Genomic DNA, 19,535 nt, shown 5'->3' with positions numbered 1-19,535 from the left:
GGCGGTGCCCGACCCTACGCGGCGGCGTCCGGGTCGCCGCCGAAGCGGTCGACGTACGAGGCCAGCTCGTCGTCGGTGATCTTCGCGAAGAGCACCGGCGGCACGGTGAAGGGCGTACCGGCCGGGACCGAGGCCAGGGTGCGGGCCTCGGCCGCGGTGACCCAGCGCGCGTCGTCCTCGGGCAGTGCGAAGGCGGCCCGCATCGCGGCGGCCGAGGCCGGGATGAAGGGTTCGGAGACGACGGCGTAGAGGTGGATCAGGTTCATCGCGGTGCGCAGGGTCAGCGCGGCGCCGTCCTGGTCGGTCTTGATCTCCATCCAGGGGGCCTTCTCCTCCAGATAGGAGTTGCCCGCGCTCCACAGCGCCCGCAGCGACTGGGCCGCCTTGCGGAACTGCATGGCCTCCATGTGGCCCTCGTATTCGGCGAGCAGCCCGGCGATCTGCTCGCCGAGCTTCGCCTCCGCCTCGCCGGCCGGCGCACCGGCAGGCACCTCGTCGCCGAAGCGCTTGCGGGAGAAGGAGAGCACCCGGTTGACGAAATTGCCGAGGGTGTCGGCGAGATCCTTGTTGACGCCGGCCGCGAACAGCTCCCAGGTGAAGGAGGTGTCGTCGGACTCGGGCGCATTGGCCATCAGGAAGTAGCGCCAGTAGTCGGCGGGCAGCAGTTCGAGCGCGGCCTCGGTGAAGACGCCGCGGCGCTGGGAGGTGGAGAACTTCCCCCCGTAGTAGTTCAGCCAGTTGAAGGCCTTGACGAAGTCGACCTTCTTCCACGGCTCCCTGGTGCCCAGTTGGGTGGCGGGGAACATCACGGTGTGGAAGGGCACGTTGTCCTTGCCCATGAACTGCGTGTAGCGGACGCTCTCGTCGGCTTCGTACCACCACGACTGCCAGTCGCGCGTTTCGCCTTCGGGGGCCGCGTCGGACCATTCCTTGGTGGAACCGATGTACTCGATCGGGGCGTCGAACCAGACGTAGAAGACTTTGCCCTCGGCGGCAAGCTCAGGCCAGGTGTCGGCGGGCACGGGCACACCCCAGTCGAGATCGCGGGTGATAGCCCGGTCGCGCAGGCCCTCCGTGAGCCATTTGCGGGCGATCGAGGACGCCAGGGTCGGCCAGTCGTCGCTGTTCGCGTCGAGCCAGGCCTCGACCTCGGCGGCCAGCTTGGACTGGAGGAGGAAGAGGTGCTTGGTCTCCCTGATCTCCAGCGCGCTGCTGCCGCTGATGGCCGAGCGCGGCTCGATCAGGTCGGTGGGGTCGAGCACCCGGGTGCAGTTCTCGCACTGGTCGCCGCGGGCCTTGTCGTAGCCGCAGTGCGGGCAGGTGCCGACGATGTAGCGGTCGGGCAGGAAGCGCTCGTCGGTCAGCGAGTAGACCTGGCGGATCGCCCGCTCCTCGATGAAGCCGTTCTCGTTCAGCCGGCGTGCGAAGCGCTGGGTGATGTCCACGTTCTGCGCGGAGGAGCTGCGGCCGAAGTAGTCGAAGGACAGTGCGAAGCCGTCGTAGACGGCCTTTTGGGCGTCGTGCGCGCGGGCGCAGAAGACATCGACAGGAAGGCCGGCCTCCTTCGCGCCGAGTTCCGCCGGAGTGCCGTGTTCGTCGGTGGCGCAGATGTAGAGCACATCGTGTCCACGCTGCCTCAGATACCTGGCGTAGACGTCCGCGGGGAGCATGGACCCCACCATGTTGCCCAGGTGCTTGATCCCGTTGATATAGGGCAGGGCTGAGGTGATGAGGTGACGAGCCATTGCAGGCTGCTCCCAATTCGTAGCGCGGAGTGAGGAATTCATCTACGGACCGTCAATCGTATCGGACCGTAGCCGGGTAACCGTCGCCGCATTCACATTCCGGTCAGGTTCAGGTCAGAGCGCTCTCCAAGATGACGCGCTGTGACTGCACGTGCACTTGCACGTGCACATGCACGTGCTCGCCCCACGAGTTATCATCTCCTGTACCACACGGCACTTTTGGGGAGTGGCTGATGCGCCGGACACACAATGGAATGGCCGCAGAAGATCTCGCGGGCGTGGTCTGGCAGAAGAGCAGACACAGCAATGCCAATGGCACATGTGTGGAGTTCGCGGCACTGCCCGACGGCGACGTTGCCGTACGCAATTCACGCTTTCCGGACGGTCCCGCGCTGATTTACACCCGGGCGGAGATCGAGTCGATGATCATCGGGGTGAAGGCGGGCGAGTTCGACCATCTGATGCCGCTGGTGGCCGGGCCGTGACGCCCTGACGCGTCACGCCCCTACCCGCGCTGGCCGGTCGGCGAGACCAGGAACAGCGCCCAGACGACCTTCCCCGTACCGCTCAGCGGGTGCCATCCCCAGTTCTCGCTGAAGGAGTCCACCAGGTGCAGTCCGCGACCGGTCTCGGCCACGAAGTCAGGGTCTTTCGTGACCGGTGCCACACCGCTCGGGTCGCGTACGGCACAGACCACCCGGCTGGTCCAGCGCACCAGGCTCAGCCGCACCGGCGCGCCGGGCGTGCCGACCGGAACCGCGTAGCGCAGCGCGTTGGTGACCAGCTCCGACGCCACCAGCTCCATGGAGTCGAGCAGCGCGGCCAGGTCCCAGTGCTGGAGTGTCGAGCGGGTGAAGTGACGGGCCTCACGCACCGACTCCAGGGCGGCGGGCAGCTCGCACGTGGCGCCGTGACCCGCGGCAAGTCGCTCGGGCGCGAGCACGCCTTGCCATAACGGGTCGAGCACAGGTGCGGCCTCTGCCTTCATGCGTGCCCCCGGAGTATCTGCACGGTTCCATGCTCAGGGATTCCACCCTGGGGATGCAAGAGCGTCTGCACGTGCATCTGCAAGGAATTGATGCACGTGACGATCCAGAGTGACGGGACGGGTACTGCGCGCAAGCCATTAGTGGCAGACTGCTGATGAACCAAGGGCGGAGCGTGACCTATGAGCGCAGGGCAGCCGGGAGGCGGGTCCATCGTGCGACGAATGCTGCTCGGAGCGCAGCTGCGGCGGCTGCGTGAGTCGCGGGGGATCAGCCGGGAGGACGCCGGGTATTCCATCCGGGCGTCGGAGTCGAAGATCAGCCGCATGGAGCTGGGCAGAGTCAGCTTCAAGGAGCGGGATGTCGCCGATCTGCTGACGCTGTACGGCGTCACCGAGGAGGGTGAGCGGCTCGCCATGCTCGGACTCGTGAGAGAGGCCAACGCGGCCGGCTGGTGGCACGGATACGGCGAGGTGATGCCCACCTGGTTCCAGACCTATGTCGGTCTGGAGGAGTCGGCGGCGCTCATCCGCACCTTCGAGGTGCAGTTCGTGCACGGCCTGTTGCAGACCGAGGACTACATACGGCAGGTGATCCGGCTCGGTCATCCTGAAGGAGCCGACTCCTGGGTGGAAAGACGAGTCGGCCTACGCCTGGAGCGGCAGAAGCTGCTCGTCTCCGAGCGGGCACCGCACTTCGTCGCCGTGATGGACGAGGGTGCGCTGCGCCGACCGTTCGGCACCCGGCAGGTGATGCGGGACCAGATCCAGCACGTGCTGGAGGCCGCGGAGGCGCCCAACGTGGACGTACGCGTCCTGCCCTTCGCCATCGGCGGCCACGCGGCCGGCGGCGGTGCCTTCACCCTGCTCAGCTTCCCCGAGTCCGACCTGCCCGACCTGGTCTATCTGGAGCAGCTGACCGGCGCGCTCTACATCGACAAGCACGACGAGGTCGTCGAATACGACAAGGCCATGACCGCGCTGGGGCGGCTCGCGCTGAGCCCCGCCGACTCGCTCGACTGGCTGAACACATTCCAGCGGGAGTTGTGACCTTTCGGTCTTTTTTGGCCGATCTTCACCCCTCCGGGTGAATAACGGCATGGTTTCCCCCTGGCGCCCTCCCCGACGGCACCGCGTCGCCGCTACGGTTACGCACGTCATGCCAGGGGGACGGGGGGACGGGTGCACGAGGGGGTCAACGGCGACCGCGCGGGCGCGAACCGCGAGGACCGGCCGGAATTCAGCCGCCGGCTCGGCGACGTACTGCCGGCGCCGACGCCGTACGCCCGCACCTACCGGCTCCGGCAGGCCACCGTCGTGGAGCTGGCCGGCGAGATCGACCTCGGCAGCGCGCACGGCGTCCACCCGCACCTCGACGCGGCCGCCCTGTGGCCGCTGCCGCTGCTGGTGGTCTTCGACCTCGGGCCGCTCGAATTCATCGACTGCTTCGGCCTCGCGCTGCTGGTGCGCGCCCGCCGCCGGGTGATCGAGCGCGGCGGCAGGACCGCGATGGTCTGCGCCCACCGGCCGACCCGCAAACTCCTGGCCATGACCGGCCTCGACACGGTCTTCCTCCCGGTGCTCACCCTGGACGAGGCGCTGCGGGACTGAGGCCGCCCGCCACCCTTCCCGGGTCCGCCCCCAGGCCGGAATCCGTCACTCCACGCTGTCTTTGCGTCACCCAAATGTTGACGCCGTACAGTGTCTGGCTGGACAGACGTCCTTCCCGGCGCCAATGTGACCGGCGTCATACGTCAGGGCCGGGTGAACTGATAAACGTTGGGGCTTCGTCGTGATGTGTGCGGGTGCCACCGAACCGAAGGTGTAAGGGAATGGGCGTTCGTGGGCGCAAGCCGGAACGTAAGCACAACCGCAAACGCTGGATCATCGCGGTCGTGGTCTCGTTCGTGGTGCTGCTCGTCGGTGGTGCGGGAGCGATCTACCTCAAGCTGAACGCCAACATCGCGACCTTCGACTCCGCGGGCCTCAGCAAGAACCGCCCCTCGGCGGCCCAGGCCGACGCCAACGGCGACAAGGCCGTCAACGTCCTGCTCATAGGCTCCGACACCCGCGCCGGCGAGAACGGCAAGCTCGGCGGATCCAAGTCCGGCCCCATAGGCCGCTCGGACACCACGATCCTGCTGCACGTCTACCCCGACCACAAACACGCGGTGGGCATATCCATACCCCGCGACTCGCTCGTCGACATACCCCCCTGCCTGCTCCCCGACGGCAAGTGGTCCAAGGACCAGCCCTCCGCGATGTTCAACTCCGCCTTCTCGGTGGGCGACACGGTCAAGGGCAACCCGGCCTGCACCCAGAACACCATCGAGAAGCTGTCGGGACTGCGGGTCGACCACACGATGGTCGTCGACTTCGCCGGATTCGCCGCCATGACCTCCGCCGTCCACGGCGTCGAGGTCTGCGTCCCGAACAACATCTACCAGGGCGACATGAACCCCAACCTCGGCCACAAGGGCAAGGTCGTCCTCAAGGCCGGGATGCAGAACCTCCAGGGCCAGCAGGCCCTCGACTACGTCCGGGTCAGGCACGGAGTCGGCGACAACTCCGACGTCGGCCGCATGCTGCGGCAGCAGGCCTTCCTGTCCGCCCTGATCAGCAAGATCAAGGGCCAGGGCATGAACCCGACGACGCTGCTGCCGCTGGCCAACGCGGCCACCAAGTCGCTCACCGTCGACCCCGGGCTCGGCAGCGCCGCCAAACTGATGTCCTTCGGGCTGTCGCTCAAGAACATCGACCTGAAGAACATCCAGTTCATCACCGCGCCCTGGAAATACTCCGGCTCCCGCATAGACCTCGTCCACCCCGCCGTGGACGACCTCTTCGCCGAGCTGCGCGCCGACCGCACCCTCGAAGGCGTCAACGCCTCCGGCAAGACCACCCCCACCCCGACCCCCAGCGCCACGGTCGACGGCACCGGGATCATGGTCTCCGTCTACAACGGCACCTACACGGGCGGCCTCGCCGGCAAGGCGGCCACCCTGCTCAAGGCGGACGGCTTCACCGTCATGAACGCCACGAACGCGAAGACCAAGGACCACACGGTCACGCGCATCGAATACGGCGCCGGCGCGGAGGCGAAGGCGCACGCGGACACGGTCGCGAAGCTCTTTCCCGGGGCGCAGCTCGTGCAGCTCGACACGAGCGGGGTGAATGTCGTGCTCGGCACGGATTACGCGGCTGCCGCCGCGAAGGCGGGTACGCCGGCGTCCACGACGCCGAAGCCGTCCACGGACCTCAGCAAGCAGGCGCGGAGCGCTGACGCGGACCCGTGCTCCAAGCTCAGCTACGGCTGAACACCCCCTGCGGGGTCGCCATGACGCACCCCGCGGTGCCGGCGCCGTAGCTGCGCGCGCCGCTCCCTGCGGGGTGCTGTTACGGACACCACACTTGCGCTGTGTGGGTGGCTGAGCGCGCAGTTCCCCGCGCCCCTGGGTGGGTGCCTCGTCCTGTTGCGTTCACAGTTGCGGTCCGCCGTGGCTTGTCGCGCAGTTCCCCGCGCCCCTTTTGGCCTGCGCCTTCCTGCGCCCAGCGTTTGCCCCTGGCAGGGGCTGGGCTCTGCGCTGGAGGGTGAGCGTTTTTCAGGGGTGCGTGGGGGTGCCCCCAGGCGAAGCTCTGGGGGAGAACGGAGCGCCCCGCCGGCGAGGCGGGATAGGCGAACGGCTACCGCAAGTGGCAATCACCCAGGGGCGCGGGGAACCGCGCGCTCAGCCATCCACCGGGCCGCGGGTAGGGACGTGAACAGCACCCCGCACGGGGGGTGGATCAGCTCGCCGCAGGCGAAGGGCGTTGGGGGAGGAGGGGCTTGCAGGTCGTGTAGGCCTTGGCGATTTTCGGGTCGGACGTGTTGAGGCCCGCTCCGAACATCCCGCCGCGGGAGCGGTTGGTGCCGGGGGACGCGGTCGGGAGGGTGACCCCGTGGTCCTTGAGGCAGCTCGTGAAGGCCTGGAAGGCACTGGAGTCGGCGCCCCCGCTGCGGCCGGAGAACTGCGGCCGCAGCGCCTCGCAGGCCTGCATCGCCGCCTGCGTCTTGGGATCGGCGGACGCCCCGCCGAAGCCACCGCCGAAGCCACCGAAGCCCCCGCCCCCGCTGGGGCGTCCGCTGGGGCGCCCTGACGGTCGCCCGGACGGCCGCCCGGTGCGCGGGGCGAAGCTGGGCAGCTGCACGCCGTGCTGCGACAGGCAGTCGCGATACGCCGTCATCGCCCCCGAGCCCGACGCGGTCGACGTGGTGGCCGAGCCCGACGGCTTCGCGTCGGCGGCCGGCGAGCCGGACGTACCCGACGAGCACGCCGCGAGCAGAAGCGCCGCCGAGGCGAGGACGGCGACGGACGCGCCGGCCCGCTGTGCGGTGGTGGGGGTCCAGGTCATGGCCGGGTCTCCTCGGGCGGTGGCGAAGGCAGAGGCGAAAAGCGGTGGGCCGCCCTGCGCGTGCGCGCGGGGATGAGCGGGGGCCAACACAGGGCGGCAGCCCATGACTGAACCGCACGGAGGTAGGCGCCCCCCGGGCGCCGCCTGTGAGTTCCCGGGGAACAGAACGCCCATCGGCACCCGGACCCGGCACAGCGGTGCCCGAAATGCGGCCTCGGCCCGTAAAAAAGCGCTTCGCGCTCCCAGTGAACTCCCAGTTTCCTCCCAGGCCTTCAAAGGCGTGGGCGGCGAGGATGCGCGCCATGAAGGTGCTCCCACGGCGGCGCAGGGCCGCCCTGATCAACTCGGTGCTCGGCGTGGTCGTCCTCGCGGGCGTCGGCGGCGCCTACGCCGCCGTGCACGACGACGGCGGCAAGTCCGCCGGCAGCGGCACCGCGCGGGTGGCGACCGTCGCCAAGAGCACGGTGCTCGCCACGGTGTCCGGCTCCGGCTCGCTCGCCTCGCCCAGCGACGCGGGGCTGAACTTCACCACCGGCGGCACGCTCACCGAGGTGGACGTCAAGCCGGGTGACAAGGTCAAGAAGGGCCAGGTGCTGGCCAGGGTCGACGCCACGGACGCGAAGGCGACGCTCCAGCAGGACGAGGCCTCGCTGACCGCGGCGGAGGCGAATCTGACGAAGGTCGAGGCGGGCGAGCTGCCCGCGTCCGCCGGCAACGCGGGCAGCAGCGGGAGTTCGGGCCGTGACGGCGACGTTCCCGCCAGCCCCACCCCGTCTCCCACGCCCACCGTGGACCCCGCCCAACTCGCCCAGGCGCAGGCTCAGTTGACGCAGGCGCAGAATGCCGTCGACGCCGCCCGGCGCGCGGTCGACGGCACCACGCTGAAGGCCCCGGTGGCCGGCACGGTGGCCTCGGTGGCCTCGGCCAAGGGCGACACGGTGTCCGGCACCGGCGGCAGCGGCTCGGGTTCGGGTTCTGGCAGCAGCGGCAGCGGCTCCGCCGCCGGCTCCTCGTCCTCCTCCTCGACCTCGCTCAGCGGCTTCATCGTGCTGACCAACCCCGCCGGCATGCAGGTCACCGCGGACTTCTCGGAGGCCGACTCGCTGAAGGTCAAGGCGGGGCAGTCCGCCACGGTCACGCTCAATGCCGAGTCCGGCACGGTCCTCGACGCCAAGGTGCTGTCGGTGAGTTCGCTCCCGGTCAGCAGCGGCTCCGGGTCCGGGTCGGGTTCGTCGGGCAGCGCGGTGCAATACGCGGCCACGCTCCAGATCACCGGCGACACATCGAATCTGCGCACGGGCCTGAGCGCCAGCATCCAGGTCACGACGGGTTCGGCCAGTGACGCGCTGAGCGTGCCAACCGCCGCGGTGTCCGGCACGGGCGCCAACCGTACGGTCCTGCTGGTCAATGCGGACGGGTCCACGACCCGTACCCCCGTGACGGTCGGCATCGAGGGCGACTCCACCGACCAGATCACCAGCGGTCTGGCCGAGGGCCAGCAGGTGCAGATCCCGACGGTCGCCTCGGCCGGCGGCAACGGCTTCCCGAGCGGCGCCTTCCCCGGCGGCTTCGGCGGTGGCGGCACGGGCCGCTTCGGCGGCGCGGCCGGCGGCGCGGGCGGCTTCCGCGGCGCAGGCGGCGGCGGGGCACGCGGATGAGGCTCGGCCTGGGCGGCAGGGCCGGCGCCCACCGCGGAGGAAGCGCGCCCGAGGCGCCGGTGGAGGAGGGCCCCTGGGGTCCGCCGCCGGTCATCGAGGTGCGGTCGCTGCTCAAGACGTACGGCCACGGCGACGCGACGGTACGGGCGCTCGGCGGCCCGCCCGACCCGGCGACCGGCGAGTCGCCCGGCGTCGACCTGCTGGTCGAACAGGGCGACATGGTCGCGGTGATGGGCAGCTCGGGGTCGGGCAAGTCGACCCTGATGAACATCCTCGGCTGCCTCGACGTGCCGACCTCGGGCCGCTACCTGCTGGACGGCATCGACGTCGGCGGCCTCGACGAGCACCAGCTGTCGCTGGTGCGCAACCGCAAGATCGGCTTCGTCTTCCAGTCGTTCAACCTGGTGCCGCGAACCCCTGCGCTGGCCCAGGTCGAACTGCCGCTGGCCTACGCGGGCGTGAAGACCGCGGAGCGCCGGCGGCGCGCGCTGGCCGCGCTCGCCCTGGTCGGCCTCGCCGACCGGGTCGACCACCGGCCCAACGAGCTGTCCGGCGGCCAGCAGCAGCGCGTAGCGGTGGCCAGGGCGCTGGTCACCGCGCCCGCGATGCTGCTCGCCGACGAGCCGACCGGCAATCTGGACAGCCACAGCACGGAGGAAGTGCTCTCGATCGTGGACCGGCTCAACGCGTCGGGGCGCACCGTCGTCCTGATCACCCACGAGGACGAGGTCGCCCGGCACGCCAAGCGCGTGGTGCGCCTGGTCGACGGGCAGGTGGTCGCCGACGTGCGGCAGGCACCGGCCGACGGGCCGCCGCCCGCGCTGCGCGACCCCGCGGTCTTCGCCGCGCTCGCCCCGCACGCGCTCACCGAGGCGGGGGGTGCGTCGCGGTGAACCCCTTCGAGACACTGCGCTTCGCCGTCGGCGGCCTGGCCGCCAACAAGGTGCGGTCGGCGCTGACCATGCTGGGCGTCCTGATCGGCGTCGCCGCCGTGATCATCCTGCTGGCGGTCGGCAACGGCTCGTCGCAGTCGGTCAAGGACTCCATCGAGAAGCTGGGCACCAACTCGCTGACCATCTCCTCGGGTTCGGGCGGAGCCTTCGGCGGCGGCGGGCGCTCCACGAGCAGCAGCGGCACCAAGCCGCTGACCGTGGACGACGCCCGCGCGCTCGCCGACCCGGCCTCCGCGCCCCACGTCAAGTCGGTGGCGCCCGAGGTCACCACGTCCCAGACGGCGATCTACCAGGGCACCTCGCACACCGTCGGCCAGGTCGTCGGCACCTACCCGGCGTATTTCGAGGCGTCCAACAGCAAGGTGGACAAGGGCGACTACTTCTCCGCCGACGACGTGCTCAACTCCCGCAAGGTCGCGGTGATCGGCTCGACCACCGCCACCGACCTCTTCGGGACGGCGAGCCCGGTCGGCAAGAAGGTCGTCATCGGCGGCACCCCCTTCACCGTGGTCGGTGTGCTGGCCACCAAGGGCGGCACCGGCTTCCAGGACCCGGACGACACGGTGGTCGCACCGCTGCCGACCGTGCAGAACGCCTTCACCGGCTTCGGCCCGGTCAGCCAGATCCTGGTCGAGGCGAAGTCCGCGGACGCCACCACGCCCGCGCAGAACGAGATCACCACCGTGCTGATGGGCACGCACGGCATCAAGGACGCCAACTCGCTGGACTTCCGGGTCAGCAGCCAGGAGTCCCTGCTGAGCACCCAGTCCGACACCGACAGGACCTTCACGGTGCTGCTCGGGGCGGTCGCCGCGATCTCGCTGCTGGTCGGCGGGATCGGCATCACCAACATCATGCTGGTCACGGTGACCGAGCGGACCCGGGAGATCGGCATCCGCAAGGCGATCGGCGCCCCCAAGGGCGTCATCCTCGGGCAGTTCCTCGCCGAGTCGACACTGCTGTCGCTGATCGGCGGCGGGCTCGGGGTGGTGGCCGGGCTGATCGGCTCGCACTTCAGGATCGTCGGCATCAGACCGGTCGTCATACCGGCCTCGGTGTGGGGCGCCTTCGCCATCGCGGTGGCCATCGGGCTGTTCTTCGGCAGCTACCCGGCCAACCGGGCGGCGAGCCTGCGGCCCATCGAGGCCCTGCGGCACGAGTGACCACAGTTTTCAGACACAAGGGAGAAGCCGAGATGGCGCGACGCCGTTCCGAGCTGGTCAAGGCGGACGACTCCGGCACGGACCTGCTGCCGCTCGTCCCTGAGCAGGGCGCAGGCGGGATCGAGATCCTGCGCGGTTCCGACATCGTGGAGGGCCGCGGCGGGCTGCCGGGCGAGCGGCCCGAGGACGTACTGGCGCAGCCGCCGGACGCCCGGGACATCTCCGCCGAGCTGGCCGCCCCGCCGCGCCGCAAGCTGCCGTGGCTGACGCTGCTGCTGTCGGCCGGGGTCGTCGCGGCGGCCGCCTTCGCGGGCGGCGCGCTGGTCGAGAAGCACCACCTGAACGACACCGCGTCCGCCGGCAATCCCTTCGCCGGGCTCACCGGCGGCCGCGGCGCCGCGGCCGCCGGTGCGGGCGCGAGCCGCTTCGGCGGCGGCACCACGGCCGGTACGGGCACGGGACGCTTCGGCGGCGGCGCCACCGCCGGCACGGGTACGACGGCGGGCGCGGGCGGCGGCGCCGCCGGGCTGACCTTCGGCACCGTCAAGCTGGTCGACGGCAGCACCATCTACGTCACCGACGCGCAGGGCGACATCGTCAAGGTCACCACCGGCGCGTCCACCAAGGTCACCGAGTCCAAGGACGGCAAGGTCACCGACCTCAAGCCCGGCCAGACGGTGACCGTACGCGGCAGCAAGGGCGCGTCCGGCGACGTCGCCGCCACCACCGTCACCGAGGGCGCCACGCAGCCGACCGGCTTCGGCGGCTTCGGCGGCTTCGGCGGCGGCGCGGGCGGCACCGCGGGCGGCGGGAACTGACCCCGCCGCTCCATGTCCGCTCACAGCTCCGAGGCGTACGGTGCCCGGCGACAGCACGTCGCGGCACCGTACGGCCGCACACCCAGGGCCGGGAGGTCGCTCGATGGACACGCCCGAGGCCAGCCTGCTGGTGGTGGACGACGAACCGAACATCAGGGAGCTGCTGTCGGCGTCCCTGCGCTTCGTCGGCTTCAAGGTCGTCTCCGCCGCGACCGGCGCCGACGCGCTGGCCGCCGTCGCCCGTGAGCGGCCCGACCTGGTCGTGCTCGACGTGATGCTGCCCGACATGAACGGCTTCGCCGTCGTCAGGCGGCTGCGCGAGGAGGCCGGCCCGCACCCGCGCGCCGGGGCCGACGACCGGCTGCCGGTGCTCTTCCTCACCGCCAAGGACGGCGTCGAGGACAAGATCAGCGGCCTGACGGCCGGCGGCGACGACTACGTCACCAAGCCCTTCAGCCTGGAGGAGCTGATCGCCCGCATCCGGGCGATCCTGCGCCGCACCGGCGGCGGCACCGACGACGGGCGGCTGGTCGCCGGCGACCTGGAGCTGGACACGGTCGGCCACCAGGTGCTGCGGGCCGGCCGCCCGGTGTCGCTGTCCCCCACCGAGTTCAAGCTGCTCGCCTACCTGATGGCCAACGCCGACCGGGTCGTCTCCAAGCCGCAGATACTCGACCACGTGTGGGCGTACGACTTCGGCGGCGACCTGAGCATCGTCGAGTCGTACATCTCCTACGTGCGGCGCAAGGTCGACTCGGGCGGGGACGGCGCCGCCAAGCTCATCCACACCGTCCGGGGCGTCGGCTACGTGCTGCGCCGCCCCGCGCAGGCGTGAGCGCGCCTGCCATGGGCCGCCTCCCGATCGCGCTCAGGTCCTTGCGGCCCTCCGCGCTGTCGCTGCGCTCCCGCCTCGTGCTGCTGTCGCTGGTGCTGGTGCTGCTGGGCCTCGCGGTCAGCGACACGGTGGTGCTCGGCTCGGTGCGCAGCCAGCTCGTGCAGCGGGTCGACCAGCAGCTGGAGCGCTACGGCGGCCCGCTCGCGCAGCGGCTCGGCACCGAGGGCATCCCGGCGCCGCGCAACATCCGGCCGGGCAACGGCAACCGGCCGTGGCTGCCCAGCCAGTTCGTGGTGGCCTTCGCCGCGGCCGACGGGAAGGTCTCCGACCAGTTCCGGCTGCCGGTGGCGGCCGGCGACCCGCGCCCGCTGTGGCCCGCCATGGACGCGGCCGCGCTCGCCGCGCACACGGGCACGCCCTTCAGCGTGGCCAGCGACCACGGCGGCGGCCGCTGGCGGGTGCTGATCGTGCCGGTCACCGCCGCCTCCCCGAGCCGTACGCTGCCGGCCGGCGTCGTCGTCGCGGCCTCGCTGGACGAGGTGTCCTCCACCACCGACCGGCTCAGCACCGCCTTCGTGCTGATCGGCGCGGTCGTCGTGGCGCTGCTCGGGGTGGCGGGCTGGTTCGCGGTACGGGCCGGGCTGCGGCCGCTGCGGCGGATCGAGGCGACCGCCGCCGAGATCGCCGCGGGCCGCCCGCTGTCCCACCGCATGCCCGCCGCCTCACCGCGTACCGAGGCCGGCCGGCTGTCCTACGCGCTCAACGGCATGCTCGCCCAGATCGAGTCGGCCTTCGCCGCCCGCGCCGAGTCCGAGGACCAGATGCGGCGCTTCGTCGCCGACGCCAGCCACGAGCTGCGCACCCCGCTGGCCGGCATCCGCGGATTCGCCGAGCTCCACCGGATGGGCGCGCTGCCCGACGACGCCGACGTCAAGCGGACCATGGCCCGTATCGAGAGCGAGGCCGTACGCCTCGGCGGCCTGGTCGAGGACCTGCTGACGCTGGTCCGCACCGAGGAGCTGCGCCCGGTCCAGCTCGCCCCGATGGACCTGCGCACCCTCGCGGTCGACGCCCTCCACGACACCACCGCGCTCGACCCGACCCGCGAGGTCACCCTCACCGGACCCGGCTCAGGGCCCCCCGCCCCCGCCCCCGTCCTGGGCGACGAGGCCCGGCTGCGCCAGGTCGTCGCCAACCTCGTCGGCAATGCCGTCGCCCACACCCCGCCCGGCACCCCCGTCCGCATCGGCGTCGGCACCGCCGACGGCCACGGCGTCCTCGAAGTCGCCGACACCGGCCCCGGCCTCACCCCCGCCCAGGCCGCCCGCGTCTTCGAGCGCTTCTACCGCACCGACGCCTCCCGCACCCGCGCCACCGGCGGCGGCGCGGGCCTCGGCCTGTCCATAGCCGCGGCCCTGATCACCGCCCACGGCGGCCACGTCGAACTGGACACCTCCCCGGGCCACGGAGCCACCTTCCGCATCCGCCTCCCCTCGGCCTGACCCCCCGCCGTCAGCCACCGCCCAGGGCCGCGTCGAGATAGTCCCGCACCGGCGCGAAGAGCCCGTAGGGCACATACGCGGCCAGCTCGCCGTGCGCGCACCAGGCCAGCTCCGCCAGCTCCTCGGTGTCCGCCACATAGGCGGAGCCGTCGGTGACATGGCAGGCGGTGTACGACATGAGCCGCTTCGTCTGCGGATGCACCCGCTTCCCGAGCACCTCACCCGCGGCGACCTGAAGCCCGGTCTCCTCCCGCGTCTCCCGCACGGCCGCCGCCCGCGGTGTCTCCCCGGGCTCGATCTCCCCCGCCGGGAACTGCCAGGACAACCGCCCCTCGGCCACCCGCCGCCGAACCATGAGGACCCGCCCTTCATGGACGATGACCGCGGCCGCGATCCCCGGACGCTCCCCGATCGGCTGGTCGTTCATGACTGGTCCTCCAGAGCCGCGGTGATCGGCGGAATGCGACGGCGTCGCACTCCCGAGCCTCCCCGGCCAGGACGACGACCCTACCCACGACCCGCACCACCGGGTCCACGGCTTCGAGGAGCCCACCCGGCTCTTCACCGGGGCGGGAGCGGGGCCAACGCCTGGCGGTGAGGGGGCGTTGAGGGCTGTGCAGTCGAAGGCGGTCAGGGAGTCGTAGGTGCCGGGTCGTGAGGAGCCGGCGCGCCTTCCCCGGCCCCGGGTGCTGCCCAGGCGTGCCATCGCAGGGCCGGGGAAGGCGCCCGCCATGGACACAGCAGATGTGCCGCCGAGACCGACAAGGCCGCCGCGGCCTCCCCGCCGGCTACACACCGGTGTGCTCGCGGCCGGGCTCGCCGTGGTGCTCGCCGTCACCGTCGGCCTGGTCGTGGCCGCGCACGACGGCGACGGCGACGGCAGCGGTGACGGCGGCCGGGACTGGCCCGCGCACAGCACGTACGGCTTCCGGGCCGCCGACGCCGGCACGGTCGTGGTCGACGCGGTGTCAGGCACCGTCCAGGTGACCGCGGACCCCGACGCGCACGCGGTCACCGGCAGCTACCACCGCGCCGACGGCAGGCCCGCCGTCCTGCACGGCAGCACCTCGGGCGGCACCCTGACCGTGGGCTGCGCGGACGGCGACGGCGCCTTGCAGCCCTGTGCGGGCACCCTTTTCCTGGTGCTGCCCCAGCACACCGGGCTGCGGCTGCGGCAGACCTCCGGCGTGGCCGTGCTCGAAGGGCTCGGCGGCGACCTCAGCCTCGACGGCTCCTCGCTCCAGCTCACCACCCGGGACCTGCGGCCCTCGCACGCCGACATCACCGTCGTGTCGGGCAGCGCCGACCTCGGCTTCGGCGCCGCGCCCACCGAACTCGACGTGCACGCGTCCTCCGCGTCCGTCGCCGTACGCCTGCCGCACACCGACGACGGTTACGCCGTCACGACGGCCGCGGCCTCCGCCGACGTCCAGGTCCTGGTCCCGCGCGACCCCGCGGCCGCGCACCGGGTCGCCCTCACGGTGACCTCCGGCTCCGTCGCGGTCCAGAACGCCTGACGGGCCCGTATCCACGCGGACAGGCCTGACGGCCCCGCAGCAACACAGACAGAGAGGCAGACGGCGATGTCGGCACAGATCCATGGACGGCGCCAAACGCCCCGGGCGGCCGGACGGCCGCCGATGCGGGCCGTACTCAGGCCCGCCGGGCGGGCCGGCTTCACCGCGCGCGGGGTGATCTACCTCCTCGTCGGCTACCTCGCCCTGCGCGTCGCCTTCGGCGAGAGCGGCAACGAGGCGGACCGCCAGGGCGCCCTGCGGCAGATCGCCCGGCAGCCGTTCGGCACCGGGCTGCTGTGGCTGCTGGCCGCGGGCCTCGCCTGCATGGCCCTGTGGCGCGGCGCGAGCGCCGTCCTCGGCGACGAGAGCACCGGCAAGCGGCTCGCCGCCGGCGCCCGCGCGGTCTTCTACGCCGTGGTGAGCTGGGGTACCGCCACCTATGCCGCCGGCTCGGGCGGCAGCTCCGGCAGTGACCAGAAGTCCAAGGACGTGACGGCCTCGCTGCTCAAACTGCCCGGCGGCCGGTGGATGGTCGGCGCCCTGGGCCTGGGCCTGTGCGCGGCGGGCGTGGTGATCGGGGTGCGGGCGGTGCGGCGCAAATTCCTCGAGAAGCTGGAGACCGGGCGCATGGGCCGGCGTGTCGGGACCGCCGTGACGGTCACCGGCACCGGCGGCGGGGCGGCCCGCGGCGGCGTCTACGCGGGCGCGGGCGCCTTCGCGGTCGTGGCCGCCGTCCGCTTCGACCCGGGCAAGGCCAAGGGCATGGACGACACGCTGCGGTCCTTCGCGCACACCCCGGCCGGGCCCTGGCTGCTGGTCGTGGTGGCGGCCGGGCTGATCCTGTTCGGCCTGTTCTCCTTCGCCTCGGCCCGCTGGCGCCGGTTGTGAGGCGCGTACGTCGCGAGCCGGCGCCGGTTGTGAGGCGCGCATGTCGCGAGCCGGCGGCGGCAACGTCAGCGGCGCGTCAGGGCCGCGCCCGATGACGTCAAGCACGCGTCAGGACGCCGCCGGTACGCGGGGAACCGCGGGCCCGCGGGGCTAGCGTCGCCCGTGTGCGCGGCCTCCACCGCACCTGCGGTGCGGGACCGGGCCGAGGGCGTACGGACAGGACTGGAAAGGAGGCGGCGCGCGATGGCACAAGGCGGACGGGTCGTCGTCGGAGTCAGCGGATCGCTGCTGAGCCTGGCGGCGCTGCACCGCGCCGTGGACGAGGCCAGGCGCCGCGACGCCGAGCTGACCGCGGTGCTCGCGTGGGCGCCGCCCGCCGGTGAGCACGGCCACCGCACGAACCCCTGGCCCTCCCCGCCGGCCGCGTTGGAGAACGCGGCCGCCGCGCGCCTGGAGCAGGCCTTCCGCGACGCCTTCGGAGGTTTCCCGTACGGCGTGCGGGTGCGGCTCGTCACGGCCAGGGGCGAACCCGCGACCGCCTTGGTCGCACTCGCCGACCGGCCCGACGACCTGCTGGTGGTCAGCACCGGCAGGCGGGGCGGCTTCCAGCGCCTCTTCCACGGCGGCGTCGCCCGCTACTGCCTGGCCCACGCGCGCTGCCCCGTCCTCGCGGTGCCGCCGCCCGCCCTGATGCGCGACCTGGGGCACACCACCCGGGTGCTCGAAGAACTGCGCCAGCGCCACCCGGCGTGAGCCGGACCGGTCCCGGGGCCTGACCGGGGAGCCGGAAGCCCCCGCGCGTGGAAGGCGGCCTCCCGCCCGGCGGGGCGACACAATGGGCGCCATGTCCTCACGCTGGTCGATCGGTTCGCGCAACTCGCTGCTGTCCATCGGCTCGACGGAGTCCGTGCTGTCCATCGGCTCGGCCGGCTCGGCCCTGTCCGTGGGGTCGGTGGCGTCCTTCGGGTCCTTCGGTTCGCTCGGCTCGGCGATGTCCGCCCTGTCGGTCGGCTCGTTCCAGTCGTCCGGCTCGTGGCTGTCCGCCCAGTCCAACGGCTCAGGGCTGAGCTGGCGCTCCGACGGCGCCGTACTCGGCTACGGAACGGCCGGCCCGCCCGGGAACCGCCTTCCGCGCGCCGCACTCGCGGTGACGGCCGTGGCCGTCATGGGCCTGGCATGGTGGCAGCTCAGCCACGCCTACGTAGGCCCGCCCAGCGGCGACCTCTGCCCTTGAGCCAGCCCCGCTCCTGACCTCGGCCCCGCTCCTGATCTCGGCCCTGCTCCTGACCTCGGCCGCCGATGACCCCGGCGTCGCGCGCGGCGGTCAGCCAGGTCGGGAACTCCCCGAGCAGGGCATCGTAGAGATCCCCGTCCGAGATGTCCTTCGGCGCCTTGCCCGCGGCGAAGAAGCCGGCATTGTCGACGACGCGCCGCTCCGGCACCGGAAGCTCGTCGAGCTTGCGGAGGAAGCGGAAATCGCTGTCGCCGAAGCCGACGAACTGCCAGAAGATCGGCAACTGCGCCGCCGTGCAGATCAGATGCTCCGCCGCGTTCCTGGAGGTCGGCGAACCGTCCGTCTGGAAGACCACGAAGGCCGGGTCGTCCGCCCCGCACGCCTGGTAGTGGTCGATGACGGCCTGCATGGCCAGGTGGTAGTTCGTCAGCCCGAGATGCCCCATGGATCTGTGCAGCGGGTTGATGCGGTCCCGGAAGGCGTCGAGGCCGATCTCGGCGATCCCGTCGACCGCCGTCGAGAAGAAGACGACCGGCACCACCCCGTCGTCGTCCAGATTGGCCGCCAACGCGAGGGTCTGCTCCGCCAGATGCTGTACGGACCCGTCCTTGTAGTACGGCCGCATGCTCCCTGAGCGATCCAACACCAGGTAGACGGCGGCCCGTTGGCCGCTGACCTGGTGCTTGGCCAGCGAGACCGCGGCGGACTGGTAGCGGCCGACCAGTTCGGGGGCGCTGCGCGCGACCTTCTCCAGACTGATCGCTCCGGTGGAGGGCGCCTTGGGAGGCTTGCGGTAGTCGATGGCCATACAGCGGGATTATCCTCCCGCGGACGGCGGACCGCCCGGCACTTCGCCCGAACCGACCGCCGGGCCCCGGCCGGCGTCCGCGCCGATCTCACGGAGTACGTGCTCGGCGATCGCGGCCATCCGCGGGTTCGCGGTGCGGTAGGCGCGCAGCTCCATGAGGGCGATGGACAGCGCCCAGCCGCGGCCCCGCGCCCAGGCCTCGTCGTCGGCGCCGACCGCGTCCCTGAAGACCGGGCGGGCGGCGGCGGGCAGCACGTACCAGGCGGGGATCAGGTCGACGGCCGGGTCGCCCGCGCCCAGGCAGCCGAAGTCGATGACGCCGGTCAGCCGGTCGCCGGTGAGCAGCAGGTTGCCCGGCTGGAGGTCGGAGTGCAGCCACACCGGCGCCGTGTCCGCGGTGTCCGCGGCCAGGGCCGCCGACCACACCGCGTCGGCCACCGCGGGCGCGAGGTGGTCCCGCAGTTCCGCGGCCGCCTCCCGGGTCTCCGCGTCCCTGGCGGCCAGCGGCTCACTGCGGTGCGCGGCCGGCGCCCCCGCCGTGTCGACCCGCCGCAGTGCGCCGACGAAGGCGGCCAAGTCCCGCGCCACCCCCGCCGGATCGGCCAACTCCCCCGGCACCGGCGGCACTCCGTCCAGCCACGTGTGCACCGCCCACGGCCACGGAAACCCTTCCCCCGGCTCCCCGACACCCACCGGCCGCGGCACCTCCAGCGGCACCGCGGCCGCGAGCCGCGGCAGCCACCGCCGCTCCTTGCCCACATCCCCCGCGGCGCCCTCCCCCAACGGCAGCCGCACGGAGAGCCCGCCCCCGACCCGATAGACCGCGTTGGCGGTCCCCACCACCCCGACCGCCTCGACGGCCAGCCCGGCCCACTGCGGGAACTGGGCGCGGAGCAGCCGCCGTACGAGATCGGTCGAGGTGCCGGGGGTGATCACCCGACCAGTCTCACACCCCGCCCGGCCCTCACGCCCCGGCGCCCAGCAGCGCCTTCTTGCGCCCGACCTGCCGTGCCCTGGGCCACTTGCGGCGGGCGGGC

At 72.2% G+C, this 19,535-nt stretch carries 20 protein-coding genes; 14 read left to right on the top strand and 6 right to left on the bottom strand.

What is annotated here, in order from left to right:
- Positions 1-14 precede the first annotated feature (14 nt).
- On the bottom strand, positions 15-1,745 hold the full coding sequence (metG, locus tag OG900_19630; GenBank protein WUH92102.1) for a methionine--tRNA ligase: 1,731 nt from the start codon (positions 1,743-1,745) through the stop codon (positions 15-17).
- Between the two features lie 233 nt (positions 1,746-1,978).
- Here metG and OG900_19625 point away from each other — a divergent pair, with 233 nt between their 5' ends.
- The gene (locus OG900_19625; GenBank protein ID WUH92101.1) at positions 1,979-2,230 is read left to right on the top strand and encodes a DUF397 domain-containing protein; all 252 of its coding nucleotides are present in this window, start codon (positions 1,979-1,981) and stop codon (positions 2,228-2,230) included.
- A gap of 20 nt (positions 2,231-2,250) precedes the next feature.
- On the opposite strand, the gene OG900_19620 is transcribed toward OG900_19625, so the two are convergent.
- On the bottom strand, positions 2,251-2,733 hold the full coding sequence (locus tag OG900_19620; GenBank protein ID WUH92100.1) for an ATP-binding protein: 483 nt from the start codon (positions 2,731-2,733) through the stop codon (positions 2,251-2,253).
- A gap of 180 nt (positions 2,734-2,913) precedes the next feature.
- Here OG900_19620 and OG900_19615 point away from each other — a divergent pair, with 180 nt between their 5' ends.
- The 3 genes from OG900_19615 (at position 2,914) to OG900_19605 (ending at position 6,047) form a co-directional block, all read left to right on the top strand.
- Complete coding sequence (locus OG900_19615; protein ID WUH92099.1) at positions 2,914-3,780, top strand: helix-turn-helix domain-containing protein; 867 nt, start codon at positions 2,914-2,916, stop codon at positions 3,778-3,780.
- 132 nt (positions 3,781-3,912) lie between these two features.
- Entirely contained in the window at positions 3,913-4,341 is a 429-nt protein-coding gene (locus OG900_19610; GenBank protein WUH92098.1) for an anti-sigma factor antagonist, read from the top strand.
- A 221-nt stretch (positions 4,342-4,562) separates the two neighbouring features.
- Positions 4,563-6,047 carry an LCP family protein gene (locus OG900_19605; GenBank protein ID WUH92097.1) on the top strand — a complete coding sequence of 495 codons (1,485 nt, stop codon included), beginning with the start codon at positions 4,563-4,565 and terminating at the stop codon, positions 6,045-6,047.
- 469 nt (positions 6,048-6,516) lie between these two features.
- Here the strand turns inward: OG900_19605 and OG900_19600 are convergent, their stop codons facing one another.
- Complete coding sequence (locus OG900_19600) at positions 6,517-7,122, bottom strand: hypothetical protein (GenBank protein ID WUH92096.1); 606 nt, start codon at positions 7,120-7,122, stop codon at positions 6,517-6,519.
- Between the two features lie 302 nt (positions 7,123-7,424).
- Here OG900_19600 and OG900_19595 point away from each other — a divergent pair, with 302 nt between their 5' ends.
- The 6 genes from OG900_19595 (at position 7,425) to OG900_19570 (ending at position 14,051) form a co-directional block, all read left to right on the top strand.
- Entirely contained in the window at positions 7,425-8,780 is a 1,356-nt protein-coding gene (locus OG900_19595) for a biotin/lipoyl-binding protein (GenBank protein WUH92095.1), read from the top strand.
- Entirely contained in the window at positions 8,777-9,673 is an 897-nt protein-coding gene (locus tag OG900_19590; protein ID WUH92094.1) for an ABC transporter ATP-binding protein, read from the top strand. Before OG900_19595 ends, OG900_19590 begins: the two co-directional genes overlap by 4 nt.
- A complete protein-coding gene (locus OG900_19585) occupies positions 9,670-10,896 on the top strand; it encodes an ABC transporter permease (GenBank protein ID WUH92093.1) in 1,227 nt (408 codons plus the stop codon). The genes OG900_19590 and OG900_19585 overlap by 4 nt, the downstream gene beginning before the upstream one ends.
- Positions 10,897-10,928: 32 nt before the next feature.
- Positions 10,929-11,714, top strand: a complete 786-nt coding sequence (locus tag OG900_19580; GenBank protein ID WUH92092.1) for a hypothetical protein — start codon at positions 10,929-10,931, stop codon at positions 11,712-11,714.
- 103 nt (positions 11,715-11,817) lie between these two features.
- A complete protein-coding gene (locus tag OG900_19575; GenBank protein WUH92091.1) occupies positions 11,818-12,549 on the top strand; it encodes a response regulator transcription factor in 732 nt (243 codons plus the stop codon).
- An 11-nt stretch (positions 12,550-12,560) separates the two neighbouring features.
- Positions 12,561-14,051 carry a HAMP domain-containing histidine kinase gene (locus OG900_19570; protein WUH92090.1) on the top strand — a complete coding sequence of 497 codons (1,491 nt, stop codon included), beginning with the start codon at positions 12,561-12,563 and terminating at the stop codon, positions 14,049-14,051.
- Positions 14,052-14,061: 10 nt separating this feature from the next.
- On the opposite strand, the gene OG900_19565 is transcribed toward OG900_19570, so the two are convergent.
- The gene (locus tag OG900_19565) at positions 14,062-14,478 is read right to left on the bottom strand and encodes an NUDIX hydrolase (GenBank protein ID WUH92089.1); all 417 of its coding nucleotides are present in this window, start codon (positions 14,476-14,478) and stop codon (positions 14,062-14,064) included.
- Between the two features lie 304 nt (positions 14,479-14,782).
- Here OG900_19565 and OG900_19560 point away from each other — a divergent pair, with 304 nt between their 5' ends.
- The 4 genes from OG900_19560 (at position 14,783) to OG900_19545 (ending at position 17,690) form a co-directional block, all read left to right on the top strand.
- Positions 14,783-15,568 (top strand): hypothetical protein, encoded by a 786-nt coding sequence (locus OG900_19560; GenBank protein WUH92088.1) that lies wholly within the window; start codon positions 14,783-14,785, stop codon positions 15,566-15,568.
- 123 nt (positions 15,569-15,691) lie between these two features.
- Positions 15,692-16,456: a DUF1206 domain-containing protein gene (locus tag OG900_19555; GenBank protein ID WUH92087.1), complete on the top strand. Its 765-nt coding sequence runs from the start codon at positions 15,692-15,694 to the stop codon at positions 16,454-16,456.
- Positions 16,457-16,699: 243 nt separating this feature from the next.
- The gene (locus OG900_19550; protein ID WUH92086.1) at positions 16,700-17,209 is read left to right on the top strand and encodes a universal stress protein; all 510 of its coding nucleotides are present in this window, start codon (positions 16,700-16,702) and stop codon (positions 17,207-17,209) included.
- Between the two features lie 91 nt (positions 17,210-17,300).
- Positions 17,301-17,690 carry a hypothetical protein gene (locus OG900_19545; protein WUH92085.1) on the top strand — a complete coding sequence of 130 codons (390 nt, stop codon included), beginning with the start codon at positions 17,301-17,303 and terminating at the stop codon, positions 17,688-17,690.
- Here OG900_19545 and OG900_19540 read toward each other — a convergent pair.
- Both OG900_19540 and OG900_19535 read right to left on the bottom strand, forming a co-directional pair.
- On the bottom strand, positions 17,644-18,498 hold the full coding sequence (locus OG900_19540) for a VWA domain-containing protein (GenBank protein WUH92084.1): 855 nt from the start codon (positions 18,496-18,498) through the stop codon (positions 17,644-17,646). The two genes, OG900_19545 and OG900_19540, sit on opposite strands and share 47 nt — an antisense overlap.
- A 9-nt stretch (positions 18,499-18,507) precedes the next feature.
- Positions 18,508-19,434: an aminoglycoside phosphotransferase family protein gene (locus OG900_19535; protein ID WUH92083.1), complete on the bottom strand. Its 927-nt coding sequence runs from the start codon at positions 19,432-19,434 to the stop codon at positions 18,508-18,510.
- Positions 19,435-19,535: the final 101 nt, after the last annotated feature.

Origin of the sequence: Streptomyces sp. NBC_00433 (assembly GCA_036015235.1) — a bacterium.
Classification (GTDB): domain Bacteria; phylum Actinomycetota; class Actinomycetes; order Streptomycetales; family Streptomycetaceae; genus Actinacidiphila.
The sequence above is the reverse complement of the archived record's forward strand: the minus strand, read 5'-3'. Positions and strand labels throughout refer to the sequence as shown.